The 19,413-nt window shown below is 63.6% G+C and carries 20 protein-coding genes; 6 read left to right on the top strand and 14 right to left on the bottom strand.

Annotation, left to right across the window (positions count from 1 at the left end):
• Positions 1-24 precede the first annotated feature (24 nt).
• The 6 genes from AArcS_RS11530 to AArcS_RS11555 form a co-directional block, all read right to left on the bottom strand.
• On the bottom strand, positions 25-1,242 hold the full coding sequence (locus AArcS_RS11530) for a Gfo/Idh/MocA family protein (RefSeq protein ID WP_238477566.1): 1,218 nt from the start codon (positions 1,240-1,242) through the stop codon (positions 25-27).
• Positions 1,243-1,304: 62 nt separating this feature from the next.
• Positions 1,305-2,360 (bottom strand): ABC transporter permease, encoded by a 1,056-nt coding sequence (locus AArcS_RS11535; protein ID WP_238477567.1) that lies wholly within the window; start codon positions 2,358-2,360, stop codon positions 1,305-1,307.
• Positions 2,357-3,490, bottom strand: coding sequence for an ABC transporter permease (locus AArcS_RS11540; protein WP_238477568.1), 1,134 nt, complete (start codon positions 3,488-3,490; stop codon positions 2,357-2,359). The genes AArcS_RS11535 and AArcS_RS11540 overlap by 4 nt, the downstream gene beginning before the upstream one ends.
• Positions 3,487-5,070 carry an ABC transporter ATP-binding protein gene (locus tag AArcS_RS11545; RefSeq protein ID WP_238477569.1) on the bottom strand — a complete coding sequence of 528 codons (1,584 nt, stop codon included), beginning with the start codon at positions 5,068-5,070 and terminating at the stop codon, positions 3,487-3,489. The genes AArcS_RS11540 and AArcS_RS11545 overlap by 4 nt, the downstream gene beginning before the upstream one ends.
• Before the next feature lie 30 nt (positions 5,071-5,100).
• Positions 5,101-6,198 carry a substrate-binding domain-containing protein gene (locus AArcS_RS11550; RefSeq protein WP_238477570.1) on the bottom strand — a complete coding sequence of 366 codons (1,098 nt, stop codon included), beginning with the start codon at positions 6,196-6,198 and terminating at the stop codon, positions 5,101-5,103.
• Between the two features lie 82 nt (positions 6,199-6,280).
• Complete coding sequence (locus AArcS_RS11555) at positions 6,281-7,081, bottom strand: hypothetical protein (RefSeq protein WP_238477571.1); 801 nt, start codon at positions 7,079-7,081, stop codon at positions 6,281-6,283.
• 88 nt (positions 7,082-7,169) lie between these two features.
• On the opposite strand from AArcS_RS11555, the gene AArcS_RS11560 reads away from it, so the two are divergent.
• Positions 7,170-7,727, top strand: coding sequence for a DUF6663 family protein (locus AArcS_RS11560; protein WP_238477572.1), 558 nt, complete (start codon positions 7,170-7,172; stop codon positions 7,725-7,727).
• Between the two features lie 71 nt (positions 7,728-7,798).
• Positions 7,799-8,857, top strand: coding sequence for a glucose 1-dehydrogenase (locus AArcS_RS11565; RefSeq protein ID WP_238477573.1), 1,059 nt, complete (start codon positions 7,799-7,801; stop codon positions 8,855-8,857).
• 29 nt (positions 8,858-8,886) lie between these two features.
• On the opposite strand, the gene AArcS_RS11570 is transcribed toward AArcS_RS11565, so the two are convergent.
• The 5 genes from AArcS_RS11570 to AArcS_RS11590 form a co-directional block, all read right to left on the bottom strand.
• Positions 8,887-9,258: a hypothetical protein gene (locus AArcS_RS11570; protein ID WP_238477574.1), complete on the bottom strand. Its 372-nt coding sequence runs from the start codon at positions 9,256-9,258 to the stop codon at positions 8,887-8,889.
• A gap of 46 nt (positions 9,259-9,304) precedes the next feature.
• A complete protein-coding gene (locus AArcS_RS11575) occupies positions 9,305-10,087 on the bottom strand; it encodes a hypothetical protein (protein WP_238477575.1) in 783 nt (260 codons plus the stop codon).
• Between the two features lie 2 nt (positions 10,088-10,089).
• On the bottom strand, positions 10,090-10,233 hold the full coding sequence (locus AArcS_RS11580; RefSeq protein ID WP_238477576.1) for a hypothetical protein: 144 nt from the start codon (positions 10,231-10,233) through the stop codon (positions 10,090-10,092).
• Between the two features lie 115 nt (positions 10,234-10,348).
• Positions 10,349-10,534: a hypothetical protein gene (locus AArcS_RS11585; RefSeq protein ID WP_238477577.1), complete on the bottom strand. Its 186-nt coding sequence runs from the start codon at positions 10,532-10,534 to the stop codon at positions 10,349-10,351.
• Positions 10,535-10,581: 47 nt separating this feature from the next.
• Complete coding sequence (locus tag AArcS_RS11590) at positions 10,582-12,804, bottom strand: CDC48 family AAA ATPase (RefSeq protein ID WP_238477578.1); 2,223 nt, start codon at positions 12,802-12,804, stop codon at positions 10,582-10,584.
• Between the two features lie 235 nt (positions 12,805-13,039).
• Between AArcS_RS11590 and AArcS_RS11595 the strand changes: the two genes are divergently transcribed.
• Both AArcS_RS11595 and AArcS_RS11600 read left to right on the top strand, forming a co-directional pair.
• A complete protein-coding gene (locus AArcS_RS11595; RefSeq protein WP_238477579.1) occupies positions 13,040-13,435 on the top strand; it encodes a DUF5811 family protein in 396 nt (131 codons plus the stop codon).
• Positions 13,436-13,476: 41 nt separating this feature from the next.
• On the top strand, positions 13,477-13,677 hold the full coding sequence (locus AArcS_RS11600) for a hypothetical protein (RefSeq protein WP_238477580.1): 201 nt from the start codon (positions 13,477-13,479) through the stop codon (positions 13,675-13,677).
• A 416-nt stretch (positions 13,678-14,093) separates the two neighbouring features.
• On the opposite strand, the gene infB is transcribed toward AArcS_RS11600, so the two are convergent.
• Complete coding sequence (gene infB / locus AArcS_RS11605) at positions 14,094-15,893, bottom strand: translation initiation factor IF-2 (RefSeq protein WP_238477581.1); 1,800 nt, start codon at positions 15,891-15,893, stop codon at positions 14,094-14,096.
• 129 nt (positions 15,894-16,022) lie between these two features.
• Between infB and AArcS_RS11610 the strand changes: the two genes are divergently transcribed.
• Positions 16,023-16,259, top strand: a complete 237-nt coding sequence (locus tag AArcS_RS11610; protein ID WP_238477582.1) for a DUF8024 family protein — start codon at positions 16,023-16,025, stop codon at positions 16,257-16,259.
• Here the strand turns inward: AArcS_RS11610 and AArcS_RS11615 are convergent.
• Entirely contained in the window at positions 16,213-17,196 is a 984-nt protein-coding gene (locus tag AArcS_RS11615; RefSeq protein WP_238477583.1) for a 5,10-methylenetetrahydromethanopterin reductase, read from the bottom strand. The genes AArcS_RS11610 and AArcS_RS11615 overlap by 47 nt on opposite strands.
• Positions 17,197-17,199: 3 nt before the next feature.
• Positions 17,200-17,958: a coenzyme F420-0:L-glutamate ligase gene (locus tag AArcS_RS11620; RefSeq protein ID WP_238477584.1), complete on the bottom strand. Its 759-nt coding sequence runs from the start codon at positions 17,956-17,958 to the stop codon at positions 17,200-17,202.
• A gap of 129 nt (positions 17,959-18,087) precedes the next feature.
• Here AArcS_RS11620 and AArcS_RS11625 point away from each other — a divergent pair, with 129 nt between their 5' ends.
• On the top strand, positions 18,088-19,335 hold the full coding sequence (locus AArcS_RS11625; protein WP_238477585.1) for an eIF2B alpha/beta/delta subunit family protein: 1,248 nt from the start codon (positions 18,088-18,090) through the stop codon (positions 19,333-19,335).
• Positions 19,336-19,413: the final 78 nt, after the last annotated feature.

Here is a 19,413-nt window from a genome sequence, read left to right on the forward strand (position 1 = left end):
AGTGCGAGTTAGCACAGCGATCCGCTATCCTCGCGCTGGCGGCGGCGTATACGATCTCAGATCGGCGGTCCGGGGGTCGATGTCCTCGCCGGTTTCGGCCGCCCGGTAGGCCGCCATACAGAGCCGCAAGACCTCCAGCCCGTCGTGCAGGTCGAGGCGGCCGTTCTCGCCACGCTCGAAGGCATCGACGGCGTTGCGGTTCTCGGCGACGTAACCCCCGTCGACGACGCGCTTGCCCGGGATCGGCATCCGGCCGCTCGTGGCGGTCTGTTTCTCCGCCCATCCATCGCCGTTGCACAGCGCATCCGAGACGAAGACGCTCGAGGATTCCCCGTCGGTAACGACCTGTCCGGAGTACTCTGGGCCGAGCAACTCGATCGAACGCCGCACCCCTGCGCCGACGTAACACCACGACCCCGTTGCCTCGGAGATCAGGGGCCCCCCGGCGTCACTCTCGTACCGGATCGTTGCCCGGGCGTAATCGTCCGCGGGTGCGGTCTCGTAATCGACACCGTACTCCTCACGGAGTTCGGCGGCGTACTCCTCGCGAGCCCACTTTAGCGTCTCCGTATCGGCCGAGATCGAGACCGGGTCGAGGCCGCCGTCGGTACGCGCCGGATCGGCCAGCAGGACGTGGTTGCCCGCCAGTGCGTGGCAGAGCATGTCGGTCAGCGCGCCGCCGCCCTGTCGCTTGCCATCCCAGAACCACGCCGAGTGTGGCCCTGCGTGTTCGGCCTGCGAGCGGGCGAGGTAAGGCCGTCCCGCGTCCCGGCCGCGCTCCCAGAGCAGATCGCGTAACTGCTGGATCTCTGGCTCGTGGGGCCAGTTCTCCAGGTAGGCGTGTGGCAAGTCGACATCCTCGATTCGGTCGACGATCCGGCGCGCCTCGCGGAGATTTCGAGCCACGGGCTTCTCCATTGCGATTCCACGCAGTTCCGCGCCGTCCGCGATGGCGTCGACCGCCGCCTCAACGACGTCGACCCGTGTGAAGTTCGGGCTGGTGATCCACAGCCCGTCGACGTCCTCGTCCGCGACGAGTGCGGCGATATCGCCCTCGCCGTAGACGGTCGGATCACCCAGATCCTCGGATCGACACCGTGCTGCGAGCGTTTCCGCAGTCCCCCGTGTACGGTTCTGGATCGCCGCGACGCGGACGCCGGGCAGGTACTCGACGCTCGGAACGTGTGCTTCGCGAGTTATAAACCCGCAACCGACGAAGCCGATACCGAAATTCCCTCCCATATATGAAACGCCGGCTCGTCGCGTATAACTCCCGGTGGTGGGGGGAGCGGGACGACGGTTTCCTACTGTTCGCTCTCGTAGGGCTCGCCGACACGCGAGGGCATCCGCGTCGAGCCGTAAAACGTCAGGACGAGGATCACGACGACATAGGGGAACAGGTCCACGAGACTTGACGGAAGGGGTACGCCAATCGTCTGGAACTGGATCTGGAGCATATCCATCGCGCCGAACAGGAGTGCGGCGAGAAAGGCCCCGATCGGGTTGTAGTTGCCAAACAGGTAGGCGACGATGCCGATCCAGCCCCGGCCGTCGACGACTGTCATCCCGGAGCCGATGAAATTGCCCGTGACGCCGAGGGTCAACACGGCCCCCGCCAGTCCCGCCATCGTCCCAGAGAAGATCACCGCGGCGTAGCGAACGCGGTTGACATTGATCCCTGCCGTGTCGAGCGCTTCGGGGTTCTCACCGGCAGCCTGCAGCCAGTAGCCGTACCGGGTCCGGTAGAGGAACACCCACGCGGCGACGGCGACGATAATGGTCAGCAGAATAAACGGTGACGTATCGAAGAAGACGGGACCGACCACCGGGATCTCCGACAGGAGTGGCAGGTCAAGGTTACCGATCCGACCGACGGTCCCACTGTTACGGCTATCCCAGATCAGGATTGCGGTAAACGGTCCGAAGCCGAGACCGATGAACCAGACTGCCAGCCCGGCGACGATCTGATCGGCCTCGTAGCGGATCATCAAGATCGCAAAGAAGGTCGTGAGGACGGCGCTGATTACCACTGCGACGACGAGTCCGATCCAGAGGTGCATCTGCGTAACCTCGCCGTTTCCGGAGACGAGATACGCCGCGGCGAGCGCGTTGACCGCGCCGAAGATCATGAATCCCTCGACACCGATGTTGAAGACGCCGCTCTTTTCGGCGATCAGTCCCCCGATGGCGACCAGCGCGATGGGCGTTGCCGCCCGCAGGGACCGTTCGAGATACCCGAGCGTGAGTAGTCGAGCCAGCCCCGAATCATGCCACACGAGGACCACCCCCGTGAGTACCGTGAGGGCGACCAGCGCACCGATCCGACTGGGGTGTGTTCTCGCGTAGCTGGTGACGCTCATTCGCCATCACCACCGAGACCGGTCCGCCGTGCGGTCATCCGGAACAGTTCGGGCACGGCGACGAAGAGGACGACGAGCCCGACGATGCCATCGATCAGCTGTGGCGGGACGTCGGAGGACACGTTGATGTACTGACCGCCGGCCTCTAGCCCACCGAACAGCGCTCCCGCAGGAATCACGCCGAGCGGGTGGTTCGCAGCGAGCAGGCTCACCGCGATGGCGTCGAACCCGTACGTGTCGATTCCGTGGGCGTTCGGCGTCGCGTTCGCGTGCATGATGATGAAAAGTGCTCCGAGGACGCCCGCGACCATCCCCGAGATCGTCATCGTCCCGACGATGGTCCGCTTCGCGTCGACGCCGGAGTAGACCGCCGCGGACTCCTGGTAGCCGCTCGTCACCATATCGTAGCCGATCCGCGTGCGCGTGAGCAACACGTAGATCACCACGGCGACGCCGATCGTCCCAGCGAGGCCGAGCATCGAGAAGCCGGAGCCCTCGAACAGCACCGGCGGGAGTTCGGCGTACTCGGGGATGGAGGCGGTTCGGGTCGCCGACTCGCCCTCACCTCGAAACGGACCGTCGACGAGGTAGAAGACGACGCCGATAGCTATGAAGTTCAGCATGATCGTCGTGATGATCTCGTTGGCGTCCGCGTAGGCCTTGAGTACGCCCGGAAGCGCGCCATACGCGCCGCCCGCGAGGACGCCGCCCAGCGTGCCGACGAGCATGAGCCCGACCCCGCCGATCCGGTTGGCGGGGAGAAACGGCGTCAGCCACAGGATCGTCATGGTTGTCGCCAGCATCCCGACGATGAACTGCCCCTGTACACCGATGTTGAAGACGCCCGCACGGAACGCCACCGCGACCGCGACGCCTGCAAGGATGAAGTACGACGATTCCCGGAGTGTGATCGTTAGCCTGCGCTCGGTCCCGAACGCTCCATAGAGCATGTCGTTGATGAACAGGACCGGGTTGTGCCCCGAGGCGGTGACGACGACGAGTCCGATCGCAAGCGCTGCAACGGTCGAGGCGACCGCCAGCGCGATCCGCTCGATCGGCGTCGCCCGGAGCATCCAGTCGGCGGCGGCGTCAAGCGCGGGTCGAATACGGCCGGGATCGGCGTCGCTCATGGCTCCCCCGGGAGATCAGACTGCTGTTTAACCGAGACTCCCGATCGGTCGATCTCCGTTCCGGTCATCAACAGACCGAGCTCCTGTTCGGTTACTTCCTCCGGGTCGACGATGTCGACGATCGAACCCTCATAGAGGACGGCGATCCGGTCCGAGAGCTGCTGGATCTCTTCGAGTTTCGAGGAGACGATGACGAGCGCAATACCCTCCGCACGCAGTTCCAGCAATCGATTGTGGATAAACTCGACCGACCCGATGTCGACGCCGCGAGTCGGATGCGATGCGATCAAGAGGCGAGGATCGTGGTTGATCTCCCGGCCGACGACGAACTTCTGCTGGTTGCCACCCGAGAGCGATGCCGAACGGACGGATGGATCCGGTGGCTGGACGTCGTACTCCGCCACGACCTCGTGGGCCTGCTCGTCGACGGCGTCCCAGTCGACGAACCAGCCGTCGACGAACGGCTCGACTGTCTGATTGCCAAGCAACGCGTTGCGAACCAGATCGTACTCCAGTACCAGCCCTTCCTGCTGGCGGTCCTCGGGGACGTAGGCGATCCCGCGCTCGATCCGCTCGCGCCGGTCCGTCTCCGTGATCTCCTCGCCCTCAAAACGGATTGATCCGGATGTGACGGATCGCAGCCCGGTCAGCGCCTCGACGAGTTCGGACTGGCCGTTGCCCTGGACGCCGGCGATCCCGAGGATCTCGCCCTCCCGGACGCGCATGTCGACATCCGTCACCTGTTCCAGACCCCGGTCACCCTGGACGTGGAGCCCCTCGGTTTCGAGAACGCGTGTGCCCGCCGTCGCCTCGCGTTCCGTTCGGTCGAACAGCACCTCCCGGCCGACCATCATCCGTGCCAGCTCCGCTTTCGAGGTGTCGGCTGCGTCGACCGTCCCCACAGCTTCCCCGTCGCGCAACACCGTGATTTCGTCCGCGATCTCGATGGCCTCGTCGAGTTTGTGCGTGATAAAGACCAGCGAACGATCCTGCTCGGTCAACTCACGCATCAGATCGAACAGCCCGTCGACCTCCTGTGGCGTCAACACCGCTGTCGGCTCGTCGAGGATGAGGATCTCCGCACCACGATAGAGGCTCTTGACGATCTCGATTCGCTGTTTGAGGCCGATATCGAGATCCTGAACCGGCGTGTCGAGATGCTGATCGACGTCGAACGCGTAGCGCTCACAGAGCGCTTCGATATCCACTCTGGCCTCCTCTTCGTCGACGAGGCCACCCGAAACCGGCTCGTGGCCAAGGACGACGTTTTGCAGGACGGTCATCGGCTCGATGAGCTGGAAGTGCTGGTGGATCATTCCGATCCCCGCGTCGATCGCGTCACGCGGGCTGGTGAACTCCTGCGGTTTGCCGTCGACAACGATCTCTCCCTCGTCCTGATCGTACAGCCCGTAGAGGATGCTCATCAGGGTCGTCTTGCCCGAGCCGTTCTCGCCGAGCAGGGCATGAACTGTCCCCGATTCGAGCGTGAAATCGACGCCATCGTTGGCGACGATCTCTCCGAAGCGTTTCGTAATTCCGTCCAGACGAACTGCAGTCTCCCGTGTCTCCTTCCGACTCATGATGTAATACAGGGTAGTGGAGGGCAGCGTCTAGCAGCCGTCCGCCTCACAGGGAACGTCGATTTCGCCGTCGACGATCGCCTGAGCCGCCTCGTCGATGTTCTGGTCGACCTCCTCGGGCAGCGAGCCCTCGAACGCCTGCCCGATGACGGCGTCGACCGCCTCCTCAGCCAGTCCGAGCAGGTTGTGCTCGTCGGCGATGCTGTCGAACTCGTCCTCGTACGTGGCCTGTGCGGCCTCCTCGGTCCCCTCGTCGATGAACTTCACTGCGGAGCCGATAATGACGTCCTGGAACTCCGGCAGGGTACGGGACTGGTCGGCGTCGACGCCGATCGCAAAGCGTTCCTGTTGCTGTGCGGCCTCGATCGCACCTGCACCGGCCGCCGCCGCGGCGTGGTAGACGATATCCGCGCCGTCCTGATACTGCGACGTGGCGATGTCGTTTGCCACACTCGTGTCGCTGAAGTTCCCGATATAGCCGGTGCTGACCTCGACCTCCTCGTTGACCCACTCCGCCCCTGCAACGTAGGACTCCTCGAAGGCGTTGATCAGCGAGCCATCCTCGCCGCCGACGAACCCGACGTGGGCGTTCTCGGGATCGTTTTCGTTCCCCTCGTGTTCGAGTTCGTGCGTCGTCATCGTCCCGGCGAGCACCCCCGCGAGATATGACATCTCGTGGTTCGCCCAGGTATAGGATGCGACGTTCGGCTCGTCGAGCGGATCGTTGATCAGCATCCAGTTCTGGTCGGGATACTCGGGCGCGTTATCCTCCAGCGGCGACGTGTGCTGGAACCCAACCAGTACGATGAGATCCGGTTCGGTTTCGGCCGCCTCAACCTGTACGTCACCGAACGCGGTCGTGTCCGTCTCCTCGATCTGGTTGATCTCGAAGTCGTACTCTTCCTGTGCGTTCTGTAACCCGCTTAGCGCCATATCGTTGAACGCGTTGTCATCGAACCCGGCGTCGCTGGAGATTATCGCGATTTCGTCGTCCTCCGCACCGTTACCGAGACAGCCCGCCAAACCGATGCCCGCAACCCCCGCGCTCGCTGCGAGGAACGTACGCCGATCGATAGCCCCCGCTGGTACTCCCCCAAACTCCTGATGGCTAGTTGACTCTTGCGCCATAGGTAATGTATTTTCATTATAGAATATAACCCTAGTAGTGGCCTTTATATATCCTACAACGCATGACGCCCACTCACGGATCTCAGTCGTCGATTTCGTCAACCCATCCGGGCGTCTCGACGTCCACGTCGCCGTCCTCGTACTCGTACGTGATACGCTGTGTGGTCGTCTCGCCGGCGAGCAGATACTCGGCGTAGGAACCAACGTCGGTGGTCAGTTCCCAGCGCACGTCCGCGTGCTCGACTGCGTTCGTTTCGGCGTCGATGCGGACCTCCCCACTACTCCCTGTGATCCGGTACGAGCGATACTCGTCGAACCAGCTATCGGTCGGGCTGAGTGTTTGGGTCCCATCACTCGTCTCGACAGGATCGTACTCGGCAACGCCCAGCGTCTCGGTGACGACGCTTGCGCCACCGTCGAGGCGGTCACCGACCTCGGTGTCCGGGTTTTCGACAACGGTGACGAGTTCGGTCGTTTCACCGGCCCGGTTCTCCCGCACCAGTCGCTCGTCGGGATCGTCTTCGATGTCCTCGAGATACCGGTCGGCGTCCGGCTGGTCAGGCCCGGCGTCGTCGATCAACAGTTGTCGGTAGACGGTATCGTTGTCGCCGTCGTGATACCGTGTGTCGGTGACACCGGTGTCGACTATCCTGACGTAACCCTCACCCGATTCCGATACCCCACCATCGACGGCGAGACGGACATCACCATCTGTCTCGATTGCGGCGCTCAGTTGGTACTCCTCGTCGACGTGCTGATCGAAGCTTTCGGTTGCCGCCTGGGGCTCTCCGGTCGAGAGCGGAAATGCGACTGCGGCAACCATACCGAGACAGACGACTGCGAGGAGGGCGATCGCTGCGATCGACAGGGACCGGCGGTTCATGGCCACAATATGTTCCCATTCGGACATAAGTTTTCAGCTCGAACGATATTCTCAACACTCATACCCGTGGAGCGGTCACTACCAGCCGATGGATCAGACCACGGACGGGCGGTTTCGCGTGCTTCCCGGGCGGAGCGACGACGAACTGCTGTTGCTCGATGCCGAGTCAGCCGAGCCGAACTACGTGCCCGTTCCCACGGATGAGACACCAGCAACCGGGCACCTCGTCGATGCGACACTCGTGTGGGAAGACGGCGATCCTGCCGTGTCCGAGTGCAGCGTCGTCGACGCCACGACGTTCCGGTTCGTCCGCACCGACGAACCAGCCTTCGAGGCCGCACGGGAGTGTTTCGAGTCGGCGCGTGCGGAGGGGGCGGCCATGAACTCTCAGGTCACGCGGAATATGGACAGCGATCCCAACGGCGTGGTCTACACGTTCGCCGAGCAGGCAGGCGAGCGCGACCTGTTCGGCGAGTTCCGGGACGGCGTCAAACCGCTGGAACCGCTGGTCGCCCGCGCCGCCGAAGCTGCTGAACCACCTTTTTCGGTCTGGGTGCTCGATACACCGGAACCGTTCGTCCTCGTATACATCGTGCTGGGACCGGACAGTTTGCTAGAGCGGACGATGCAGGATACGTATCGCTGACCGACTAGATACTCTGTCGGAACTCCCAGCAAAAAAGAAATTATTTCCATCTCCCCATCTTCGCTGGCTGTATGCAAGCGATAGCGGTCCGACGCGGCGAGGACCAGCCCACGATAATCGAGAAGCCCAGACCCGATCCGGACGAGGGGGAGGCTCTCGTCCGGACGTTGCGAGTTGGTATCGACGGAACAGATCACGAAGTTATCAGCGGCTCCCATGGCGGCTATCCGCAGGGTGCGGATCATCTCGTGCTCGGCCACGAGGCGGTTGGCGTCGTCGAGGAGCCCGGCGATACCGACCACGACGTCGGCGATATCGTCGTTCCGACGGTGCGGCGACCGCCGGGGGAATCGAACGAGTACTTCGAGCGCGGCCAACCGGATATGGCTCCCGACGGCGAGTACTTCGAGTGTGGGATTATCGGCACACACGGCTTCATGTCGGAGTACTTCACTGCCCCGGGGAAATACCTGATCGAGATTCCCGAATCGCTGGCCGAGCTTGGCTTTCTGATCGAACCGATCAGTATCTCCGAGAAAGCGTTCGAGCACGCATACGCCTCCCGCTCGGCCTTCGAGTGGGACCCCGAGAGCGCGATGGTTCTGGGCAACGGGAGCCTCGGACTGCTTACCCTCGCGATGGCGATCCACACGGAACCGTTCGATCGAACCTACTGTCTCGGCCGTCGTGACCGTCCAGATCCGACGATCGACATCATCGAGACACTCGGCGCGACCTACGTCGATTCCCGCGAGACGCCCGTTGACGAAGTGCCCGCCGCACACGAGGGGATGGACTTCATTTACGAGGCGACGGGCTACCCGCCTCATGCCTTCCAGACGATCGACGCACTCGCGCCCAATGGCGTCGGCGCGTTGCTCGGCGTCCCTGACCCGTGGGAGTTCGAAATCGACGGCGGCGCACTCCACGAGGAGTTCGTCCTCCACAACAAGGCGCTGATCGGTAGCGTCAACTCGAACATCGACCACTTCGACGCCGCAATTGACACGCTTGAGGCGCTTCCAGACTGGCTGTTCGAGGACATCGTGACCGGCGTCTACGGCCTCTCCGAACTCGACCGCGCGTTCGAGGACGGCGACGACGTCATCAAGACCGCAATCGAGTTCTGACGCTCCCTCGGCAGTGTCGACGCGAGGACCTACAGCGGCGCGCCAGCGTTGATCCAGGTGTATACGCCGACGAAGACGGCGACACCGATCGCCACGAGCAAGAACAGAACGATAAACAGCGGGTTCGTCAGTGCGTGCATCGGGTTTCCGTCGTCGCGCTTTGCACTGATTACCATGGCCCGCATGACTGCAAAGACCGTACCGAGCAGGATTGCAAGCAACATAGCCGTGATTGCAATGGCAGCGCTGTGCCGATCCATTCCCATCTGCAGACCGATGATACTGAAGATACCGCCCGTCAGAATCGCCCCGAACGTCGCAAGCGCCGCGAGCTGTTCCGGGGACATATTCTCGGGACGAACCGAAAAGTCGCCCTCGCTTTCCTCTGATGCCTGAGCCATTGATCTAATACCCGACATACTGACGTACGGATATTAATCCTTCCGATCAGGTCAGCAGCGTTCGCAGTATCGCTTCGGCGCTCCGGCGCAGCGCGTACAGAAACGCGAGCAGCGTCGGCGCAATCAGGCCAGTGTAGATGGCCCCCCAGAAGGTGAGCGGAACCCCATCGGCGTAGCTTCCGGCCGTCGGTTCAGCCGCCGTCGGAACGGGAACAGTTACGAGGCTCACGTCGGTAAGCGCAAACCAGACCGAAACGATCCACGGTACCGAAACGGCGTAGAACCACGCCGCAGGCATGACTCGATAGCCGCGATCGTATCGATCCGCGGCGATCAACTCGTGTAGCTGGTAGGTGATTAGCAAGTAGCCGATCGGCACCGTCACGACCGCAAGCCCGACCGCCAGATAGAAGAACGGTCCGGTGATCTCGTAGACAATCGGCAACGCGATACCGGCGGCGATCAGGCCGACGATGTTGAACGAGGCAACGGTGATCACTGCTGGGAGGCTGACATCGGTCGAGAGTACCGATTTGCCCTGTTTCATCTGCCGGTCGCGACGCCACTGCGTCGAAAGCGAGGCGACCGCCCGCCCGGCGAGGAACACGGCGAGTACGGCGACAGGCGCGGTCAGGCTCTCGACGACCACACCGAGAAAAGCGAGGTCATACCGGAGGCGTGCGATCGCCCCGATCGTCACCGCCACAGCGCCGGCCGAGAGAGCGGTGAGCGCCCAGCATCGCAGGGAGACCGTCCACGCGAGAAACTCCACCGTCGTCGATGGGGGCGTTCGGCCGTTACTTGCCGTGCTGTGGTTGCTCGTCGACATCGTTACACCGTTGTCACGTACATGATGACGAGGACGATGATGCTCAGGCCCAGAATGAGCAGCGGTGCGATCCGCAGGGGGACCGAACCACCAACGTCGCTGACGAACGATCGGCCCGTCCACAGTCGCTCAGAAACCTGTTTCATGCGATACACACGTAACAACTCTGCCATCCCTGATAAGTCAACCCCATTCTGCGGTTTATATACCAGGTTGTTTTTAAACATGCCCGGCTAGTTTTTGCAGGTCGAGGAGTATCGTTCAGAAGGTCGTGAGCGCTGCAACCAGCACGAGTCCGATCGCAGACACAAGAAACGCGAGTGCGAATCCGTACTCCAGCGCACGCAGATACAGCTCCTCGGTGTGATTCGTCTTGGCAAGTGTCATGAACGCAGAGCCAAGAATCAACAGCCCGAAACTGGCGATCACGTACGCGACTACGGACATCGACTCACAGTTATCACGACGGTAATAAAACTCCCCAGGCTAGGCGGTCACTGGAAGCCGATCCGACCGCCCTGTCGGCCGCGAGGATCGCTCCCGCCACCCTTGAACTCGTCTTTCATCTGCTCGTAGTAGTCGAGGATGTCCTCGGTAATCGTCGGCCGGACGTCCTCCAGGGCCTGCCGGAAGTGGCGCATCTCGACCGATTCGGCGTCGTCGTTCTCACGGAGGGCCTCGATCGCCGCTTCCCGGGCGATCGATTCGAGGTCGCTACCGACGTAGCCATCCGTGATCTCGGCGATCTCGCGCAGGCTCACGTCCGCGGCCAGCGGCGTATCGTCCGTGTGGATGTTGAGGATCTGCTCGCGCCCCTCGACGTTGGGCTGGCCAACCATGACCAGTCGGTCGAACCGGCCCGAGCGGATCAGGGCCGGGTCGATCATGTCCGGGCGGTTGGTCGCGCCGATCACCATCACTTCACCCATCTCTTCGAGCCCGTCGAGTTCGGTCAGGAGCTGGTTGACGACCCGCTCGGAGACGTTCGAGCCCATCTCCTGGCTGCGGGCGGGCGCGAGACTATCGAGTTCATCGAAGAAGATCACGGTCGGCGAGACCTGCCGCGCTTTGCGGAAGGTCTGTCGGATCGCCTTCTCGGATTCGCCGACCCACTTGCTGAGTAGCTGTGGGCCGCGGACGCTGATGAAGTTCGCATTGGTTTCGTTGGCCACTGCCTTCGCCATCAGCGTCTTGCCGGTCCCCGGCGGACCGTACAGCAGGACGCCCTTGGGCGGCTCTACGCCCATCCGGGTGAACTTCTCCGGGCTGGACATCGGCCACTCGACGCTCTCCTGAATCTGCTGTTGGGCCTCGTCGAGCCCCCCGACGTCGTCCCAGCTGATCTTCGGCAACTCGACAAGTACCTCCCGCATCGCCGATGGTTCGACCTCGTTCAGAGCCCCGCGGAAGTCCTGGCGCTTGACGATCATCCGATCGATCAGACTCGGCGGAATGTCCTCCTCGTCGAGATCGATCTCGGGGAGGTAACGGCGCAGGGCCTTCATCGCCGCCTCTTTGGTCAGGCTCTCGATGTCCGCGCCGACGAAGCCGTGGGTTTCGTCGGCCAGATGACCGAGGTTGACGTCGTCGGACAGGGGCATCCCGCGGGTGTGGATCTGGAGGATCTCCTCCCGACCCACCTCGTCGGGGACGCCGATCTCGATCTCGCGGTCGAACCGGCCCGGACGCCGAAGCGCGGGATCGACCGAATCGACGCGGTTCGTCGCCGCAATGACGATGACCTGTCCCCGTGATTCGAGCCCGTCCATCATCGTCAGTAGCTGGGCAACGACCCGGCGCTCGACCTCGCCGGTGACGTCCTCGCGCTTCGGTGCGATCGAGTCGAGTTCGTCGATGAAGATGATCGAGGGCGACTCCTCGGTCGCATCCTCGAAGATCTCCCGGAGCTGCTGTTCGCTTTCCCCGTAGTACTTCGAGATGATCTCCGGCCCGGCGATAGAGAAGAAACTGGCAGAGGTCTCGTTGGCGACTGCTTTCGCAAGGAGGGTCTTCCCGGTACCCGGCGGCCCGTGGAGCAGAACCCCCTGTGGCGGCTCGATGCCGAGTTTCTTGAAGATCTGCGGGTGTTTCATCGGCAACTCGACCATCTCGCGGACCCGCTGGATCTCGTTCTGCAGGCCGCCGATGTCCTCGTAGGTGATGCCACCGCCGGTCTTCTCGAAGCCGCTGATCGGCTCCTCGCGCAGCTCGACGTCGGTGTCCTCGGTCACGAGTACGACGCCTTCGGGCTCGGTCTCGACGGCGATCAGCGGGATCGCCTGTCCGGGCGAGCGCATGAACGGGTGGTTCGTACTCGACATCACGGGGACGATATCGCGGCCGACGACCGGCCGCTTGAGGATCTGGCGTTTGACCATCCCGGCAGCATCGGAGCCGAACTGTACGCTCGCCTCCTCGGGCGGTGCGAGCACGAGTGAGTCGGCCTTCTGGGCTTCAGCCTTCTTGATCGTGACGCGCTCGCCAATGCCGACATCTGCGTTCTGACGAGTGAACCCGTCGATCCGGACGGTGTCGGTGTTCCAGTCCTGACGGTCCGCACGCCAGACCTTGGCGGCAGTGGTGTCTGCCCCCTCTATTTCGATGATGTCACCAGGGCTGAGCTTGAGATGCAACAGCGTATCCGGATCGAGACGAGCGATGCCACGCCCCGAGTCGTTGGGGTAGGCTTTCGCGACTTCCAGTTGAACTTCGTTCATGTTTTCCAGTTTGCGGGGTCTTGTTGGTTCTCCGTGACGGGGTCCGATATGTCTTTTGCTGACTTGCACGACGGAGTGTACTACGCCGTGAGATCGTGGTGAGTGTTAACACTCATAACTGGAGTGGCGTCATACAAATGCATAACGGCGTCGGCAGGGCAAACGACAGCGGCAAAACGGGAAGTAGCCCGAACCCTTTTATAAATAGGTTCCATACATACCGTGAGAACTCTTTATGAATGGCAACACTCCGTACGCCGGTACTCCGGGCACCACACAGGCCGGAAAACGCGCGTCAGCCGATCTTGCCGAGCTCTCCGCCGGGCAACGGCGCGCGCTCCGTGAGAACGTCACCCGGATCGCCGCGCGGACGCGATCCTTTCTCCCCGACGAGTACGTCGTCGACTCTGACGTCTCGCAGGCCGCGGGGGGCGCTCGTGCGACCGTCGCCGTCCAGCCGCCCGTCGGCCATCCCGTAAGCGCCGGGTTCTCCCCCGAGGGCGAGGACTTCGAGGACGACCAGTTGATCAGCGACGACGACGAGTTCGAGGTCGCCCGCGGTCTCGCCGCCAGCGCGGCCCTGCAGGTCAAACAGGCCGTTCAGGACGACGTGACGCCGACCGCGCGATAGCGTACCGGGGAGCCTTTGCTTTTCGAGCGAGTTCGATCGGTATGGACACCGATTACTGGCGCAAGGAACTGCCCCATCTCCTCGTGATCGTCCTGCTCGTTCTGGTGAGTATCCAGGCCGCCGAACTGCTTGTTCCCGGCGACCTGTCGTTCTGGCTCGGCCTCGGGGTCGCGGTCCTTGTCGGCCTGTTCTATCGACCGCTCATAGAGCGACTGGGCTACGCGCCCGACCACTGGGATTGATTTTCCGATCGACAATCGTGATATAGCCTCCCAAACGCAACGCTCATGTGTACCTGTTTCATACCCCCGCTTGATGAACGACCCACACTACCGATGCACGGGCTGTGGCCGGAAGCTACACTACCAGACCACGAAGCACAACGGCTGTCCTGGCTGTGGGACGGTCCCGCTGCATAGCGCGGACTGAGTCGAACCGCTGATCTGATTTTAGTCCAGTCATCTGATAGCTGTGACCGACCGCGATCGCCGTAATACCTAGTAGAATTTCTAAACATTGTAGCGCACTCATCTATCCTCGTCAGTTTAGATCGTATCGAATGTGTACACACTGTAGACGAAACGTGTCGTTGTCCAGCAAATAATCCGTGATAAAATCTTCTTCAGTGCCCGAACGCTTTCTCAGCGTCCGAACGCCCTCACTTGCCCCAGAACGGGTCCCGCCGCCGATGCTTGTCGAGATACATCTGCAGGGCGTCACGCTCGTCCGGCTCGATATCCTCCAGAAGCTCCTGCTCGAGGATCTTCGCGTGTTTTTCCGGCAGCTCGGTCCAGAGCTCGTCACCCTCCTCTATTCCTCGGCCCACAGTGGGACCGTCGATGGCGACGCTTACGCGATCACCTTTGCGAGCCTGATCGACGTCCTCGCCGGCGTCCTGAATCCCCTTGAGCTGGCCGACACGTTTTGGCTCCTTGCCGTCGAACAGGGCGACGTTCGTGTTGTTCTGGACCGTTCCGGCGAGGATCTCGACGCCGACGACGGCAGGGTCGTTCTGTCGGAACGTGTGATCGGGCAAGATCTGGAAGCGGGCGGGGCGGGTGATCTTGTCAAGGATCGTCTCCTGCTGGGCCTGCTCGCGCTCCTCGACGAACTCCTCGTACTCCTCGATCAGCCGGTAGATGACGTCGCTCTCGAAGATCCGGACGTCCTGATTCTCGGCGGCGGTGCGGGCGTCAGCGAGCACGTCGACGTTAAAGGCGAGGATCGCCTCGTGCATCGGATCCTCGGCGGTCGAGGCGACTGAGATGTCTCGCGGTGCGACGTCGCCGACCTCCGCGCGAACGATCGGAACCTCGGCCTCTTCGAGCGCATTGGACATGGCTTCGAGACTGCCGAGCGTGTCGGCCTTGACGACGATCCCCTGTTCGACGGTGTCGACGGCAATATCTGCGAGTTCGGCCTCGACCTCACCAATCACGTCGTCGATCTCCCGGTCGCGGACGACCCGCATCGGGGCGCCGGACATGGCGTCGTCCAGCTCGGGTGCGGCGATCTTGATCCCTGCCGCGGCTTTCAGTTCATCGACGTTCTCGAAGCGACTCTCGGTCCGGATCTCAGAGAGCGGTCGTGGCTTTAGCAGTGCGCGAACGTCGGTAACGATGGTGCTGTCGGCACCTCCGACGACGATCGTGTCGTCTTCTCTGACCGTGCCATCGTAGAGGACGACATCGAGCGTGGTGCCGAAGCCTTTCTCCTCTTTGACCTCTAGCACGGTGCCGACACCCGGTCCCGCCACGTCGATCTCCATGGCCTCCTTCATATACCGCTGGGAGAGGCCCATCATCACGGTCAGGAGATCCGGAATCCCCTCGCCGGTCATCGCCGAAACTGGCACGACGCCGACGTTATTCTGGAAGTTCTGTACGCGCCAGTACAGATCGGCCGAGAAGCCCCGATCGCTCAACTGGCCGATGATCTCGTAGAGCTTCTCGTCGAGGTCGCCACGCACCCGATCGCTCTGGCTCTCGTAGGTCGCCTGCACCGGCGCGTCCTCGGTCGGGTTCCAGCCGGGGACGGTGTCGATCTTGTTCGCGGCGACGATAAAGGGCGTCTCCGAGCGTTTGAGGATCTCGATGGCCTCCTCAGTCTGGGGCTGGAAGCCGTCGTTGACGTCGACGACGAGGATGGCGATATCGGCGAGTGCGCCACCCCGCGAGCGCAGCGTTGCAAAAGAGTGATGGCCCGGCGTATCGATAAACAGCAGACCGGGCAGATCGAAGTCCGTCGGATCGACCAGCTCGCCCGCGATCTCCGAGATGACGTCGAGCGGCACTGCAGTCGCGCCGATGTGCTGTGTGATCGCCCCGGCCTCGCCCTCTATGACCGCCGAGCCTCGCACCTTGTCGAGCACGCTCGTTTTTCCGTGATCGACGTGGCCAAGCACGGCGACGATGGGCGTCCGAAGGGCGGCATCCGTTGATGTTGTAGAGTCCGACATAGTGACCACCTGAAGAAGTTCTTGTTCGAAGCTACGTCGCGCGGCATTTAGGCCTATCTTTTCACGTGGGCGGGCTCCGGGGCGGTCCGGACGGACACAAACAAGTACCAGACCAACCAATGGCCACCTATGTACGAACTCCTGGCTACACTGACGGCGACCACGTTCCTCGGAGACCTCGGGACGGCAGCAGAACACTTCGAGTCCGCACTGACCGTCGATCCACTTTCGGCGATCCTCGTAGTCGTCGGTCAGTTGATTATCGGCGTCTCGGTGCTGGCCCTTGGCTACCTCACGCTCGGGGCGGTCGTCGACCTGCTCACTCCCGAGTCGTTCGGTCAAGCGCCGCCCCGAGATGAGCAATAGCTGACTCCTGATCCGGGCCCAGCGGCGTCCCGGCGACGAAGCCGTCTGCGTACTCCATGATCTCGTCGATCCGCGCTTCGACGTCTGCGGGCGTCCCTGCGACCGAGAACGCGTCGATCATTTCTGGCGTGACGGCCGCGAACGCCTCGCCGAAGTCGCCGCGCTCGATCGCGTCGCCGACAGCCGCTGCCTGCTCGCGGGCGATCCCATGCCGATCGAGCACCGGCGGTGCCGCACCCGAGGCGATGAACGCAACGGGCTGTCGAGCCAGCTCGCGGGCTGCCTCGGCGTCCTCGGCGACGCTGACGCTCGCGTAGGCGGCGAACTCGAACTCGCCGCGCTCGTCGGGGCGGTCAGCAAGCCCTTTCTCGACCTGTTCTGATGCCCACGCGAAGTCGTCGGGGTGGGAAGCGTTGTACAGCAGGCCGTCGGCGTGTTTCGCGCTCATCCTGATCATGTGGGGTCCCTGCCCGCCGACGTAGACGGGAATCTCGCCGTCGACGTCGTACTCCAGTCCGGCGTCCGTCGCGGTGAACGTCCCGTCGTGGCTGACGCGCTCGCCCGCCCAGAGGTCCTGGGCGACTTTGAACGATTCGAGCACACGCCGGAGCGGTTTGTCGCGCTCGACGCCGAGTCCTGACAGCGTCGATTTGTCGCCGGGGCCGATCCCGAAGACGGCTCGCCCGTCGCTGACCTCCTGTAAGGTGGCGATCTGCGAGGCCAGCTGGACCGGGTGGACGACGTACGGGTTCGCCGCCGCCGGCCCCACCCGGATCTCGTCGGTCGCCGCGGCGATCCGATCGAGCGTGACAAAGGGGTCGCGGTTGAAGTAGTGACACGCCGCAAACAGCGTGTCGAAGCCGTTTCGTTCGGCCGTCTGCGCGCGGTCGACGATCTCTGCTACCTGATGTTCGGGGGTAAGTTCGATGCCGTGCATAGATTAGTCCTCGTAGCTCCACTGCCGCAGCGCCTGCTGAACGAAGTCGCCGTCGAGATCGCGGAACAGTTCGTCGCTGCCGCCGTGCTCACCGAACTCCCAGTCGCGGATCACGACGACGGGCGTCCCGCCCGCGCCCTCGCCCGCGACGAGGTTCGCTGTCGCCGCCAGTTCGTCGACGACCGACTGAACCGTCACGCCGAGTTCGCGGCCGTCCCGGTCGTGCTCGCCGCGCCAGTCGCGGCTCGCGGGCATCCCCGCCCAGCCGATCGTGACGCCGCGCTGGCCGTGGCGGAACGGCCGCCCGCAGGTGTCGGTAACGAGCACCGGCGCGTCGACGGAGAGTCCCGAACGAATCTCGGCCGCCCGCTCGGAGGGAGCCTCCGGCAGGAGCAACAGGTCGTGGTCGGGCACGTTCGAGCGGTCGATACCCGCGTTGACCGTGATATGGCCGAAGTGGGTCCGGGTCAGCAGGAAGGGCGAGTCGATCAGCAGTTCTTCGCTCTCTTCGAGCACTGCCTGTGCGAACCGTGGGTCCTTCTCCTCGCCCGTCGCGTCTTCGAGCCGCTGTGCAACCGATTGTGCCCGCTCGCCTGCCGGAAAGTCGTCGAGATCGGCGGTTCGTCCCTCGGACTTCGAGACGATGGTGCTCGCGACCGCGACGACATCCGACGGTCGCAGCGCTATCCGCTCGTCGACCAGTGCAGCGATGTCGTCACCCGCCCGTATCTCGGGGAGATCGGGCACCGGGAGCGCCTGCATGGTCGCCTCTCGGCGGCGTGGCGATAAAAACGCGCGGATGGTGGAAAGCACATCCGCTGTCGAAGGGGTGGCCGTGGCACCGGATCCGGTGTCGAAAGAGGTTCGGGTGACGAACGTCTCCTCGTGTGTATGACGACGTTCTACGCAGTACTCCGCCACCGTGGGGACGTGCTCGTCGAACAGGGCGAGCAGGGATGGGCGCTGCCGACAGTCGAGGGCGAAGACGCCGAGCGGGCGGTCGCTGGGTTGCTCCCGGGCGACGTCGGCAGCCAGCAGGTTCGGATCGGTGCACCGATCGGGGATGACCAGCGGCGGCCAGTGCTGTTCGACCTGCCGGAACGCCCCACGGTCGGCGCGGAGCGAGCGTGGCGCTGTCCCACCACGCTGCTCGACGAGGACGCCGCACCCGGCGCGTGGGACCCTTACGAGCGCGTTGCGCCGACGGTTCGCTCCATCGCGGCGGACGACGAGCACGGCGCGGCCTATCTCTCGGTCCGGGCGCTCGAAGTGCTCCGGGACCGGGCTACGCTGCTGGCCGCGGAGGGCGAGCGCGACCCGGATGAACTCCACGATCTCGGCCGGCGACTGCTCAGAGCGCGCCCGAGCATGGCCGTGCTCCGGAACCGGGTGAACCGGGCACTGAACGAGGCAGGCGGTGCGGACGACGAGGCGGCTCCGGACGCCAGGCCGACATCCGAAGCGATCCAGCGCGCCGCCACGGCGGGTATCGAAGGCGCGCTTGACGCAGACGCCGAGGCGGCTGCGGCGGCCGCGGAACTGATCGAGGGGGACGCCGTGCTCACGCTCTCGCGTTCGGGAACCGTGCTGGACGCGCTCGGTAGTGCGACCCTCTCGGGGGTCTTCGTCGCCGAGTCCCGCCCGGCCCGCGAAGGGATCGACGTCGCGGAGCGACTCGCGGCCGAACACGACGCGCCGGTCACCGTCCACACCGACGCCGCAACGGTCCACGTGGTTGCGACCGAAGACGTCGACGCGGTGCTCGTCGGCGCGGACACGATTCTGCCGGACGGCCGGGTCATCAACAAGACAGGCACATGCGTCGCTGCGCTGGCGGCCGCTCGCGAGGGAGTTCCGGTCTACGTCGTCACGGCCAGCGACAAGGTCAGCCACGAGTCGACGGTCAACCTCGAATCGGGGGATACAGGGGCAGTGTACGATGGCGAGGCGGACCTCGATGTCCTGAACCCCACGTTCGACGTCACGCCGGGCGAGCTCGTTGCGGGCGTCATCACCGAGCGGGGCGTGCTCGACGACGCAGAGATCGAAACGATCGCCGAGGAGCACGCCGCTGCGGCGGCGTGGCAGGATCCACCAAGCGATGGGCATCAGGATCCACGAGAGGCCGAGTGGGAGTAGTCCGGGCGAAGGTGTGTAGCGCACGAAAGAGAGTCCCTGGACTCGGAACTGCGAACCCGCAAGCGTAAAACGCCGCCG

The organism is Natranaeroarchaeum sulfidigenes (genome assembly GCF_017094485.1).
In the GTDB taxonomy this organism is placed as follows: Archaea; Halobacteriota; Halobacteria; order Halobacteriales; family Natronoarchaeaceae; genus Natranaeroarchaeum; species Natranaeroarchaeum sulfidigenes.

Coding starts and splice junctions, on each gene's coding strand:
- AArcS_RS11535 (WP_238477567.1), bottom strand. CDS start 2,360: ATGAGCGTCACCAGCTACGCGAGAACACACCCCAGTCGGATCGGTGCG.
- AArcS_RS11545 (WP_238477569.1), bottom strand. CDS start 5,070: ATGAGTCGGAAGGAGACACGGGAGACTGCAGTTCGTCTGGACGGAATT.
- AArcS_RS11550 (WP_238477570.1), bottom strand. CDS start 6,198: ATGGCGCAAGAGTCAACTAGCCATCAGGAGTTTGGGGGAGTACCAGCG.
- AArcS_RS11625 (WP_238477585.1), top strand. CDS start 18,088: ATGACGACGTTCTACGCAGTACTCCGCCACCGTGGGGACGTGCTCGTC.
- AArcS_RS11570 (WP_238477574.1), bottom strand. CDS start 9,258: ATGGCTCAGGCATCAGAGGAAAGCGAGGGCGACTTTTCGGTTCGTCCC.
- AArcS_RS11620 (WP_238477584.1), bottom strand. CDS start 17,958: ATGCAGGCGCTCCCGGTGCCCGATCTCCCCGAGATACGGGCGGGTGAC.
- AArcS_RS11560 (WP_238477572.1), top strand. CDS start 7,170: ATGGATCAGACCACGGACGGGCGGTTTCGCGTGCTTCCCGGGCGGAGC.
- AArcS_RS11575 (WP_238477575.1), bottom strand. CDS start 10,087: ATGTCGACGAGCAACCACAGCACGGCAAGTAACGGCCGAACGCCCCCA.
- AArcS_RS11600 (WP_238477580.1), top strand. CDS start 13,477: ATGGACACCGATTACTGGCGCAAGGAACTGCCCCATCTCCTCGTGATC.
- AArcS_RS11595 (WP_238477579.1), top strand. CDS start 13,040: ATGAATGGCAACACTCCGTACGCCGGTACTCCGGGCACCACACAGGCC.
- AArcS_RS11590 (WP_238477578.1), bottom strand. CDS start 12,804: ATGAACGAAGTTCAACTGGAAGTCGCGAAAGCCTACCCCAACGACTCG.
- AArcS_RS11565 (WP_238477573.1), top strand. CDS start 7,799: ATGCAAGCGATAGCGGTCCGACGCGGCGAGGACCAGCCCACGATAATC.
- AArcS_RS11615 (WP_238477583.1), bottom strand. CDS start 17,196: ATGCACGGCATCGAACTTACCCCCGAACATCAGGTAGCAGAGATCGTC.
- AArcS_RS11530 (WP_238477566.1), bottom strand. CDS start 1,242: ATGGGAGGGAATTTCGGTATCGGCTTCGTCGGTTGCGGGTTTATAACT.
- AArcS_RS11555 (WP_238477571.1), bottom strand. CDS start 7,081: ATGAACCGCCGGTCCCTGTCGATCGCAGCGATCGCCCTCCTCGCAGTC.
- AArcS_RS11585 (WP_238477577.1), bottom strand. CDS start 10,534: ATGTCCGTAGTCGCGTACGTGATCGCCAGTTTCGGGCTGTTGATTCTT.
- AArcS_RS11580 (WP_238477576.1), bottom strand. CDS start 10,233: ATGAAACAGGTTTCTGAGCGACTGTGGACGGGCCGATCGTTCGTCAGC.
- AArcS_RS11610 (WP_238477582.1), top strand. CDS start 16,023: ATGTACGAACTCCTGGCTACACTGACGGCGACCACGTTCCTCGGAGAC.
- infB (WP_238477581.1), bottom strand. CDS start 15,893: ATGTCGGACTCTACAACATCAACGGATGCCGCCCTTCGGACGCCCATC.
- AArcS_RS11540 (WP_238477568.1), bottom strand. CDS start 3,490: ATGAGCGACGCCGATCCCGGCCGTATTCGACCCGCGCTTGACGCCGCC.